Origin of the sequence: Pseudomonas sp. KBW05 (assembly GCF_003852405.1) — a bacterium.
Classification (GTDB): Bacteria; Pseudomonadota; Gammaproteobacteria; order Pseudomonadales; family Pseudomonadaceae; genus Aquipseudomonas.
In genome coordinates this window covers 381,476-393,180 of record NZ_QAJM01000014.1, presented here as the reverse complement: position 1 = coordinate 393,180, position 11,705 = coordinate 381,476, and the positions used below count along the sequence as shown (strand labels likewise).

7 protein-coding genes and 1 pseudogene are annotated in these 11,705 nt (G+C 49.7%); 3 read left to right on the top strand and 5 right to left on the bottom strand.

Annotated features, from left to right (window positions below):
- Window positions 1-1,216 precede the first annotated feature (1,216 nt).
- Window positions 1,217-2,527: a hypothetical protein gene (locus DBR46_RS14350; RefSeq protein ID WP_124526719.1), complete on the top strand. Its 1,311-nt coding sequence runs from the start codon at window positions 1,217-1,219 to the stop codon at window positions 2,525-2,527.
- 369 nt (window positions 2,528-2,896) lie between these two features.
- On the opposite strand, the gene DBR46_RS14345 is transcribed toward DBR46_RS14350, so the two are convergent.
- The 5 genes from DBR46_RS14345 to DBR46_RS14325 are packed head-to-tail and all read right to left on the bottom strand — an operon-like array spanning window position 2,897 to window position 10,247.
- Window positions 2,897-4,177, bottom strand: coding sequence for a hypothetical protein (locus DBR46_RS14345; RefSeq protein ID WP_124526718.1), 1,281 nt, complete (start codon window positions 4,175-4,177; stop codon window positions 2,897-2,899).
- Window positions 4,177-5,172: a hypothetical protein gene (locus DBR46_RS14340; protein ID WP_124526717.1), complete on the bottom strand. Its 996-nt coding sequence runs from the start codon at window positions 5,170-5,172 to the stop codon at window positions 4,177-4,179. Before DBR46_RS14340 ends, DBR46_RS14345 begins: the two co-directional genes overlap by 1 nt.
- The gene (locus DBR46_RS14335; RefSeq protein ID WP_124526716.1) at window positions 5,169-7,211 is read right to left on the bottom strand and encodes a site-specific integrase; all 2,043 of its coding nucleotides are present in this window, start codon (window positions 7,209-7,211) and stop codon (window positions 5,169-5,171) included. Before DBR46_RS14335 ends, DBR46_RS14340 begins: the two co-directional genes overlap by 4 nt.
- Window positions 7,201-9,411, bottom strand: coding sequence for a hypothetical protein (locus DBR46_RS14330; RefSeq protein ID WP_124526715.1), 2,211 nt, complete (start codon window positions 9,409-9,411; stop codon window positions 7,201-7,203). Before DBR46_RS14330 ends, DBR46_RS14335 begins: the two co-directional genes overlap by 11 nt.
- Window positions 9,412-9,413: 2 nt before the next feature.
- Window positions 9,414-10,247: a deoxynucleotide monophosphate kinase gene (locus DBR46_RS14325; RefSeq protein WP_124526714.1), complete on the bottom strand. Its 834-nt coding sequence runs from the start codon at window positions 10,245-10,247 to the stop codon at window positions 9,414-9,416.
- 101 nt (window positions 10,248-10,348) lie between these two features.
- Here DBR46_RS14325 and DBR46_RS14320 point away from each other — a divergent pair.
- Window positions 10,349-10,687 (top strand): annotated as a pseudogene (locus DBR46_RS14320) (dTMP kinase); the annotation flags it as partial.
- Entirely contained in the window at window positions 10,680-11,669 is a 990-nt protein-coding gene (locus DBR46_RS14315) for a DNA polymerase III subunit delta' (RefSeq protein WP_124526712.1), read from the top strand. The pseudogene DBR46_RS14320 and the gene DBR46_RS14315, both read left to right, overlap by 8 nt.
- Window positions 11,670-11,705 lie beyond the last annotated feature (36 nt).

Sequence of the window (11,705 nt, the reverse complement as noted above, 5' to 3'; positions counted from 1 at the left end):
CTTGTTCGGAGATTCCTTAGGTATAGAAACCTTTACGGAGTTTATTAATGAAATCTGTTGCATCCAAAACGCCAAAGTTTTTTGACGTTCCCCGGAGCGAACATTATTTGCACCGGTTGGTGACCCGAGTGTCAGCCACGACTGAGGATGGGAGCTCAATCGACATGGTGCTTGGAGACGTATCGGATCGGTGGAACGCTCGGCAAGCTGATGCGCTTGCCCAAGGGCTGCTCATGTCGCTGTTACGCGCAGGCCTGTAAGCCAGTCGCATGCCATGGGTCGGAAGCCTGCTGAACGTGACGCCATACGATGGCCAAAAGCAGGTACTAAGCTTCTCTGAAGACACTTGGTACGACGTTAATCCGACATTCCGCTTCATGGGGGTAGCGTGGTTGTATGAAGGCACGGGCGCCGACCCGCATTACCCTGCGAATGCCTTATGTATCCGGATGCTCCATGACGGCGGGATTATGTTCGGCAAAGGTAATGACGAGCATCTGCTGACGGCAGAGCAGGCTTACCTGCTCTGTATCGGACTAAGCGACTGCGCCTACTCTTTAGAGACTCGGAGGTGGCGAATTTGGGACAGAGTTATCGAATGGCGGAGACAGGGCGAGACATCAGCGCCGGAGCCTTCCACCGATGAACAGGCGCGCTTTGATCTGCTTAACAGCTACCTTAGTCGCTTCAGACCAACGTTGAGATAGCTTGATCGAACGCTACGTGACTTCAACACGGCTGGGATTGCGCAGCAGGATTGAAGCAGCTGATCGCTACATCACGAAAGATGGCCTTGTAAGACCGCTCGCCAGTACTTCGCTCGACTTCTGTTTTGCTAAGTGGGACAGAAGTCTGGACATGGTGCTAGTAAGCGAGTGGAGCGCGCACGCGCGAGATTGGACGCCGAAAGGCAAAGACGCCGGAACACTTCGGTCGCTTGGTTCACGACAGACGGCCCGGTAGGGGCAGCGTATTGATCTGTTGGCCCATAACACCATACGTAATCACCTTGCGTGACTATGGCACATTTGGCACGCCCATCGCCCGATCGTACCAACGAAATCATAGAAGGTTGGTTTGAGTTTGGCACAATGCAAGCCCCTCGCTTTCGCCTGCATCCAGCCATCCTGAGTGGCGCATAGACACACCCCTAGCTTGATAGTAGCATTGCGCCACTAAGTCCAGTGCTCACAGATTGTAAAATGGAGTTTGCAGCTTGAAAAAAGTTGAAGAAGTATTTGGCGTAAGCAGTGAAGATATTTGCAGCTACGTAGAGAGAGCGCACGTCGATGACAAGTTTACTTCAGCGTTAGAGGCGGGCCATCAAATTATCGTTTACGGCGCATCGAAGCAGGGCAAAACGGCGCTGGTCAAGAAGCACTTAAGCTACGATGACAATATCGTGGTGAGCTTATCGCCTAAAACTACTATCCGAAATATATATCAATCCATTTTACGAAAATCAGGCGTTACGTTACAGACGTCGTATACCGAAGGTACAGGCGATACCTCTAAGGTGAAAGGAAAAGCTTTTATTGAGGGGGCTATCGCTTTGGTGCTAAAGGGGCGAGCTGAAGTCGCCGTTGAGAATGAAAGCGCTTACAAGGTCGAGGATAAATACGAAGAGATCGAATTTAATCTCGACCTACCTGATGATGTCGCTAGTCTGATGGTAAAGTTCGGTACTAAAAAAACCGTTATTCTAGAGAACTTTCACTATCTACCCGAAAGCGTTCAAAGAGATTTCGCTTTTGACCTAAGGACTTTTCATGACCTTAAGATACGGTTCGTAATTCTTGGTGTATGGAAAGAAGCCAACCGTCTGATTCAGTTCAACGGCGAGTTACAAGACAGGGTTGCAGAAGTCCCCGTAGAACCGTGGCACGAGGCCGACTTCCTTAGAATCGTTGATAAGGGTGCGCCTGAACTAAATGTTCAGTTCTCCAGAGTCGTCGTACAAGAATGCATCGACAATGCTTTCAAGAGTGTGGGTGTATTCCAAGAGCTGATTAAGGTCATTTGCCTAGAAGCTGGCATCACCGAGACGCAGGCCGATAACCGATTTATAGATGACATGGACGTTGTCGCCAGAGCGATTAGGCAGAAGTCGGAAGACTACTCCGGTAGGCACCTTAAAAACCTGGAGGCTATAGCGTCCGGTAATACTTCCGTTATTGATAAGACGAAACCGCTGCCATACTTCCTGAACTACTATATCGTCATGCATATCCTTGAAATTGGGTTTGCAGGGATCAACGGGGGCATTAGCAAAGAGGCCCTATTGCATGCTATCAAGCAGATACATCATCGCAAGGATGATCTGAAGGGATCTCAGTTAACCTCAGTTCTTAAGGGGCTTGCAGAGGTTCAGTCCGGGAAGGGGATTAGCCCGCCTGTGCTGGCATATGACTCCAACTCCAGGCAGCTGAAGGTTGTTGATTCTACTTTCTATTTCTTCTTAAAAAACGCGGATCTCGCAGTTGTAAAGGAAGAGATTCTATATCCGCTTGATGGCTTGGACTTGTAAACGACCATGTCCACGTGGCTGGAGAAATCAGATTTAGCCAGTCTGCAAGAAGATCGCTCACATGAAAAAGCGCCGTGGACATACGCTGTGGTTATAGTCGCGCCTCGGTTCAGGCAAGCGGAGCGCGCAGGCCGACTGGCCGTAGGCAGGATAGTGGAAGCCCGCAGGGCCAAGACGTCGACTGCGTCGATGGCTTGGTTAACGACAGCCGGGCCGCAGGGCGTGTCTGCATCGAACCTCAAGAATGGAAGTCTCCCTGCTCTTCCCCGAATTCGACCGCGAGGACGAGGCGTCTGTTGCCACCTTGCCTCACGCATCCCGATACCCTGCACGGCAGCGTCCTAACAAGCACACGCAACCTAATGGGCGTCACGAATAAGCCGCAATAGCGTCGTGCACATTAATGGTCTTCTCATGAATGAGCTCATGAGTAATACCTTTTCGAGCCATCACAACGAATCGACCTAGCACAAGATAATGTTGATACGTCGTGTCAGGACTTTCATGACCAAGTTGGTTGGTGATAACTTCAGTTATCGCAAGATCCATAACTTCAGCGTTTTTTTCCAGAATACCCTCGCCATTATGATGTTGTATCATCATGAGAGTGGGCCACCATTTGCGTGTATGGTAGAAAATATTGCTCAAGACGAAGCTAGAATCTTTCTCGCGAGCTAAGCGCTTAGCATAATTGGTCGCGTTTGAAATCATGGACGCAGTTACTGGTTCTCCTTCTGCGGTCAGGAACAGGGCGGAAAGCGGGCATTTCTTACCAAATTTATTTTTATACAGCTTTGCCCTCGTTGCATATTCGGTTTTAATGTAGCTTTCGTCTAGCATTTGTAATGCGTAGGCGGGAATTATGATGTCCCTGAATTTAGCCCCTTTCCCGAAGACCTCGTACTGAACCGTTTTAACGTCCTTTTTCATCTCGCTGTATGGAAGGATGTGTCTGTTTTTGCCAATGCCCATGTAGGGAAATTTCACAAGCTCCATGGGGCGCATGGCAGTTGCCAGCGCAAAGTTGAACAAGACTTTGTAAACCTGGTCTGGATAACTGTCGAGAAGGGTCGTAATGTCCCGATTGGATATAAGGCGCTTGGGTTTTTTCTGCCGCGCTTCTCGGTCGAGCACTCGGATAGAATTCGTGTCCAAAACTGATTCGGATTTTTTTTGGATGTAGCTCAACATTCGGCGGTCTTTGAAGTTTGCGACCCAAGTTTTCAGTGTGATTATTACGCCGGTGGGGATTTTTTTGTCATGCAACCACTTGAAAAAATGAAGAACTACACATGCGTCCTTGTAGATGGTATCTGAGCTAGGATGGACGCTGTTTAGCATAACCCTGCGCGTCTGACGGTAAACTTGCCATTTTCGCAAATCTGCGTTTATAACATGAAAGTGATAATCGCCTGGATTAACAGCGCGAAACCTTGACAGCTGGGAAATAAATTTGTAGAAGCTGGTGATTAATGTCACGTATCTTTTGGATGTTTGCTCGGATGACCTTGTTTTCTCGTAAAGGTATAAGTTAACCATGCTTAACATCAGGCACTTGTTCTTGTAATTGGCAGTCATAATGTAATGGTTAACATCTTTTCCAAGGTCAATGCTGTAGTAACTAATCGGTTTGAAGTCAAAATTGATCATCAGTCGCCCTGCCTGATTTTCGATACTACTACGCTTTCAAATCCCCAAGTGATGAGCGGGGTCTTTGCGGAGTCTGCATCTTGAAGCTCTTCTTCGGGAATATCTCTGAAACTAAACTTCCGTTTTGCCGAAATTATGGCGTCAGACGAGCTGTGCGGAACATGAATAGCTACCGATGCGAGTGGGTGCATGTCCTTAAGTATTATTTGTATTTCTTCTCGACTGTAGATAGGTAGCCGTACAATTATCAGCGTGCGATCATGCCTAGGCGATAATCTAGAGCAAAAGAGACTGAAGTCGGAAATGTATTTATCTTGGAAAAAGATGATGTCAAGACTCTCGGGTGTCGGAAATTTTCTGATATCACTTATAGCCTTCGTAATAGCTAGATCTTTCGCATCTTCGTAGGTTGAGAAGTTTTTGGAGAGCGCATAAGACTTTTTCGCGAGCGTGAGATCTAGGTCGAATGTGATGAAGTTCTTGTCCGATTTTTCAGAAAATGCCGATGAGGATGCGCTGGAAGCGGTAACTGCGTCAATCGTTAACTTCGCATTAGTAACTTCAAGTTCTGTTAGCCGCTTTCTCATGAAAGCATTGTGATTGCTTTGATTGGTGAGCGTAGACGACAACTGGTTAGCGTTGAATGCTATGATGTCGTTGTTCATCAAAGTCGTAGTATGATTCAAAATCACGGATTCGAGCTCAGCCTGATGCGCTGCATTGATTGATGCGATCTCCTGCTCCAGCCGGTAAATGCGGGCCTCGTTATTTTCGATTATTTCACTCAGCGAGGCATTGTCGTCGACAAGCAGTTTAGCGATCGATTCTTTCCCGGTTGAATAAGCCTTCAAATCGTCGTAATACCGGTTGAACGCCTGCCGACTAATACCCGCTAGTACCGCGAGCTTTAGGACAGGAAGCTTGGTCTGGCCGTGACTGAGCTGGTGCTCTTTGATAATACTTATTAGTTTGTCACGGGTGGCTTGGCTACTCATGCGTGAATATCCATGGATGGAATAATTTTATACTGCTCGTTAGTCTTCAGAGTTTCGAGGTGCCTAGTGTTATCCAAAACTTTTTTACGGAGCATCGCCTTGGACGTTTCGGAAAGCGTGTCGCCTGCCCGAATCAACATGTCTTGATAAAAGTTCGTGTTATCTTCCAAGGCCTTGGCCGCTTTGTTAACAATAAGCGCATGTGGGCATGAGGTATCACAGCTGGAAGGCTCTGGCAGCGCACCTTTAACCACAGTTTTGTAGTGTGCCAAGCAGGGGGGCAGGTCGGGTGAGGAGTACATCTCTGTACTAACACAGTAGGTGCCCATGGCCGTCCGGTGGATGAACAAAGGTTCACCAGAAGATAGCAAGTGGGTCACATAAGTGAAGACCGTAACTTTCAAGTTTTGTCCGGTGAACGCATCCGGACGGGCAGCAATCTTGTCTACCAAACGGCGAGCATTATCGCCAGAGGAGGTTGAGTGCTTAACCTGCGTTATGATGTCGGTAAACTCTTGAATATAATTTTCTTCAATTGCTTTCGCCACGCTTTGAACGATGTAAGGATTGCGGCCGATGTACCTTAGCGTCATCGCATAACTAGCGTGTCCGAATAAGAGTCTAATAATATCAACATTGCGTTCGTTACGATTGATCAATATTTCGGCAATCGTTTTCCGGAAGCGATGAGTGTGGATTCGATCTATTCCAAGTTCTTCTTGGAGTTTTTTGGTGATGTTCTCGATTTTGACAGATCCTTGGCGGACGACTTTTCTCCTGCCAAGCACGGATTGGAATATAAAGCCTTCTCGTTTTTGATCAAGATCGTCGCGAAGACTCTTAAATTCTTTGAGCTTTTGGCCGACGAATTTGGGGAGCGGTATGAAGCTAATGTCTCCGTTGTAGTTAGGATCTTGACTGGTTTTATATCGGGTAACCTGTAATTTGAAGCGTCCGTTCCTCGTTTCTATGACGTGTTCAAATTTGAGCGCCTCTAACTCGCTTACGCGCAGTCCAGTGACTAGGGCGACCAGTATGTAAAGTGCATTGCGAATGGAGGTCAGGGAGCGCTGAAAGCTGCTAATCCATGAATAGTTCCAAAAGACGGTCTCATAGTCACGCTTGTTTTTTTTAATCTCTACTATTCGGATACCTTCAACTACAACATCTAGATTTTTCTCAAGCTCTAGGTCTTCGACGACCCGGGATATCGTTTTGTAATTGCTGGTGACAAAGTTGCGGGATAACAGGTAATCGGACGCCTCACGAACTCGCGGCATGGCTTTCTCAGTCCAGAAAAGCGCGTGTTCAACGAGTTTTTTGAGATCGCTTTCATTATATGGCGCCCAAGTCGCCAGCGAGCCGGTAAAATGCCGAATAACGTCCTTTCGTCGTTCTGGGGTGTCTACTGACGTCGCCGATACAGCTAAACGATTTTCTTCCGGGATTAGCTTTTGTGCACTCAATGCGATCCAGAAACGGATGTGCAAAAAAAGATAGTGGTAATGCGTGAACTGGGGTACTTCTTTTGCCCGGTCGAGAGCGTCATTTAAAAGCCTAGGCGTAATAAATGACAATGACTCCAGGTCGCCAGACAGATGGTTGTCAATCAATACGTAATTTACGAGTCTGCGAAAATTGCGAGCATGACCCAAAGTTGTTGTGTAGGAGCGGATACCCGCAAAAGGCGCGTAATCAGGTATGAGGTGGTAAATTATAGATTTTTTAGTTGAAATCGCATGTTCCGACATGTCATCAAATGTGACGCGAGTTACGGTGCCGTCCTTGTCCTTGAAGATGATCCAGCTACTGTCGCTATATAAAGAGTAAGCGGAAACCGGAAAGTTACCCTCAGGGTAGAGCTCCAGCTTTTTCAATAAAGTGCTTTCGATTTGGCGGGCTTCACCGCCAGTTTCAAGCAAAAGTTGCTCAATCTCTTGTTCAGCAGCATCCTGCATATCCTCGGAAAAATCGATGTCCATGTCTTCAGCAAGAGTGTCGAGCGCGGCTTGGGTCGCATCATCAAGTTTATTCTTCATTCTGCCTGTCCTCTTCTTCTAGGATCACTTGGAGAAAATTCAGATCCCGAGGGAGGAGTGGGGTTTTACGACGCTGATACCGTGACGCTTCTCGGATTGCCTGTTCGTCATCCCAGCGTTCGAAAATTGATTCAATCTTTGCCAGTTCGAGTTCGTGATTGCTGCTGTAGTCAGACGCGGTAGGAGGCTGATCATCGATAATCTCGACCACGTGGATGCGACGCTCAATCAAATATGGGAGCGAGTCTTCAAAAATGATGCACTGGGAACAAAATGTGCATTGGCTGATGACGTAGCACCTTTTTCCTGGTTCTACGTGTCGAGCTGCCCCCAGCCAAGTGGGTTTGTACTGATTGGCGCAGCCCCAAAGTGGCTTTTCCATCCCCGGAATGTGGAAGATCTTGAGAGGAAGCTGGGTAGCGGCTTCTTGGGGCGGAATACCGAGCATTCCTTCGAACTTACCTGCGCGCATCAGCTTGATAATTGCTTCTAGCTCAGACTCTAACCGATCGTATCGTTCCTGTTGGGCTAAAGCAGAGTTGTCGTAGTGGATGTCAGTTGTCACGGTACTGGCGTGTCCAAGGAACATTGCTAGTAAGCCATGCGAACTGCCAGTCATTTCTTTCCGGCGCTTCACCCACGTAGGTCGTAGCCGCCATGTGAGATCCTTACCTCCCGTCAGACGCTCCCCAAACTCGTCGTAGATTGGATACTGCTTCAAAAATTGCTTGTTTCCCTGCTGGAACGCCTTCTCATTGGAAGATGAGGTATGACGCCCACCTTTATTGACCCAATCAGGGTAGAAACGCATGCATAAAAACGCCGGGTTATAGTCACTGCTGGTCATCCCGTGCCGGACGTAGTCAAAGTCACGCCCTGCAAGAGGCTCAGAAAGCTTCACAGCCAGCGACACTAGGTTTCTCGCTGAATACATATCGGAGGTCGTGCTTACAGCCACAATCTCTTTAGGGGCGTAGTAAGGCTTGCCGATACCTTGGCTTCGGTTTTTCTCTGTCTGAATCATGACGTGTTTTTCGTTCATCGCGCCGGTCAAAGCGTGCTCGAAATTGTCAGGATCTACAGCGAGCACTGCCTCTTTGTTCCAGTTGGTTTGAAGCATGATGAACTGCACAAGACAGGACATGTCCTGCATCGTTGGATAGTACATCTCCAGCAAGTGTTCCCACTTCAGCGGAACGGCCATCCCTGGCGGGGTGTATGGGTTTCGCAACCTATACATGATCAGCTGCAGAGCATCTTCGCAGCGATCCATGGAGAAAAGAGCAGCGACGGCGTATTTAGTACCGATCTCCTCCAAGGTCATCTCGAACGGGTAGCCGCTATCGATGATCGTTTTAACTGCCCGTACTGGGTCGGGCTCAAAGTTAGACGTATTACCCCGGTGAAAGGGATTTCTGGGGTTCTGGAAGACGTACTCATCGCCCCTGTCTTCATAAGCTTGCAAAATTACATCCCGCCAGTTCGAAAGGGTGGCGATGTTTTGTAGTTCCGGGTCAGTCGACTTTGACAGTTTTAGGTGTAAGGCTCTCCAGTCGAGTTTTATTTCATTGTCCAGCAAATGTTGAATCCACTGAAAAATCGACTTGCGTGTAAGGGTCATTTCCTCAATGATTTCTTCATAGGTATACGCTACGGCATCATTAACCAAGTTCCGAAATTCGATTTTCTCATAGAGTTTGTCGATGCTCGAAGTAAATGCATCTGCCAACATTTGCTCAGTTTCATCACTGAACGGCACTCGAGCCTGAGTGGCAGCTCTTGTCGCGAATGGGAGCAGTAGATCAGGAATCGCTTCAGTTAAAGATGAGACGCTTTTAAGCGCAGCTTTTAATCGAGCTGCATATTCCAGTCGCTCGTCATTCTGAAGCAGGTAGCCTTCAAACTGTTTGTAAACTTCGGCGCTGAGGTCAGTAATTTGTATAATTCGCAGGCCAGCCGGGTTACGTAGGTTGTACTCGCTACAGAAGCTAAAAAACATCCAGATCGCTCTGCGCAAAGAACTTGCAGTTATCCTGCTGCGAGTTGGACAGTACTTAATAAACGTCAAATGCAGCGCTAGGCAAATAGCTTTTGATCGGCTATAAAACGAATGGCCTTGGTATAGGCACTCTACGTTATAATTGTCTGAACTGAGCACAACATCATGGATGGCCTCTTTAGGCTGATAAAGATGATCCATGTTTAACTCTTTTTCGAATGGGGGTGGGACAATGTTTCCCATGCGACAGTCAGAGCTGTCTTGTATTCTTCGATAGTTCCGTTATTTGGAATAACAACATCGCTTGGTTGGATTTCTATCCCTAATTCTGACGAGTGTTGGTTGACAGACTCCGCGTTGTTTCGAACGATATGCCAGATCTTTCCGCCCATATCTCTGATATAGGCAGCTTCATTTTCAAATCGAATATCTTTGATAATGATGATGTTTTTGTTTTCAGTATCTAAGTTTGGCTTTATGAAGAATGCCATCTCGTTGATCGATTGCGGCGGCATCGCATTTCGCCTGTCGGCAAAATCTGGAAAGTCAGCGAGTGCTTTGGCTTTAACGAGCGCAATCATTTCGTACGGAGACATATCCCAAAACGCGTCTTTCTGGTTCTTTAGGTTCTCGTCCCAACACTGGTGGTCACGGAGGTTGAAGAAGGCCTTTGCAGCGAGGATGAAAGGGAGGTCGAGACGATTGAGCTGCGATGGCTCCAGGGCGCGGGCGACCTGCGGGACATTGATTTCTCGATCAGCGCGCATCAGCCAGTGAACAGGACTATGCCCTCTCATCCACTCAGTGCCCACGCGCTGGAAGAATTCACGCGGTGATAAGCCCCAGGCCTCCACCTTCATCTCCTTTAAGTTATCATCCCACGCCTGGGCATCTGACAGATTAAAGAGAACTTGGCAGCCTTGCTTGAGTGGGTCTGCGAGGGCATAGGCGGCGACATTGGCATGTTCAAGCAAGAGCTTTGCAGCTGTATCCTTGCCCGACCGAGCCTTCGCTGCAAGCCCTATGACTGTCTTCATTATAGTTAAGTCCCTGATCCGTAACGTATTTTTAGTTTGTTTACATTTTTTTCTTAGCTGAGTATATTCTTTTGTTTCCATTTCTGTCCATTCCAAAACAAGATTCCACCTATGCCTACCAGGGCGGCGGCCGGGGCTTGTCCCTGGAGCGCATCGCTACGCTGGAAACCTTCGTGCAGGGCGATCTGCGTCCCGACCTGACCCTGGTGTTCGACCTGCCGGTGGAAGTCGGCCTGGCCCGCGCCAGCGCCCGGGGTCGCCTGGACCGCTTCGAGCTGGAAGGCCGCGCTTTCTTCGACGCGGTGCGCAGTGCGTTCCTCGCCCGCGCCAAGGCTGAGCCAGCGCGTTATTACCTGTTGGATGCCGCCCAGCCGCTGACCCAGGTGCAGCAGGCCATCGATGCCTTGCTGCCGACCCTGCTGGAGCGCGCCCGTGGCTGAAGCCTACCCGTGGCAGGACAGCCTCTGGCAGCAACTGGCGGGACGTGCCCAGCATGCCCACGCCTATCTGTTGCACGGGCCGATTGGCATCGGCAAGCGTGCGCTCGCCGAACGCCTGATGGCCAGCCTGTTGTGCCAGCGTCCGGTCAATCTGGAAGCCTGTGGCGAGTGCAAATCCTGCCTGCTGCTCAAGGCGGGCAGCCACCCGGACAATTACCTGCTGGAACCCGAAGAAGCCGACAAGGCGATCAAGGTCGATCAGGTCCGCGATCTCGTCAGCTTCGTGGTGCAGACCGCGCAGATGGGCGGGCGCAAAGTGGTGTTGATCGAGCCGGTGGAGGCGATGAACATCAACGCCGCCAACGCCTTGCTCAAGAGCCTGGAAGAGCCGTCCGGCGATACGGTGTTGTTGCTGGTGAGTCACCAGTCCAGTCGCTTGCTGCCGACTATCCGTAGTCGCTGTGTACAGCAAGCCTGCCCGTTGCCGAGCGAGGCCATGAGCCTGGAGTGGCTGGCGCAGGCGTTGCCGGAATGCAGCAGCGATGAGCGCGGCGAATTGCTCACCCTGGCCGCCGGTTCGCCGCTGGCCGCAGTGAAATTGCAGGCCCAAGGCGTGCGTGAGCAACGCGCGCTGGTGGTGGATGGCGTGAAGAAACTGCTCAAGCAGGAACTGTCCGCCACCCAACTGGGCGAAACGGCCTGGAAGGATATTCCGCTGTTGCTGCTGTTCGACTGGTTCTGCGACTGGTCGAGCCTGATCCTGCGCTACCAGTTGACCCAGGACGAAAACGGCCTGGGCCTGCCGGACATGCGCAAGGTGGTGCAGTACCTCGCGCAGAAAAGCGCCCAGGACAAGGTGCTCAACATTCAGGACTGGATTCTGGCCCAGCGCCAGAAGGTGCTCGGCAAGGCCAACCTCAACCGCGTGCTGTTGCTCGAAGCGCTGCTGGTGCAGTGGGTAGGCCTGCTCGGTCGCCGTTAATTTTCGTGGTCGACGGGTGTATCGTCGGCCAGACAC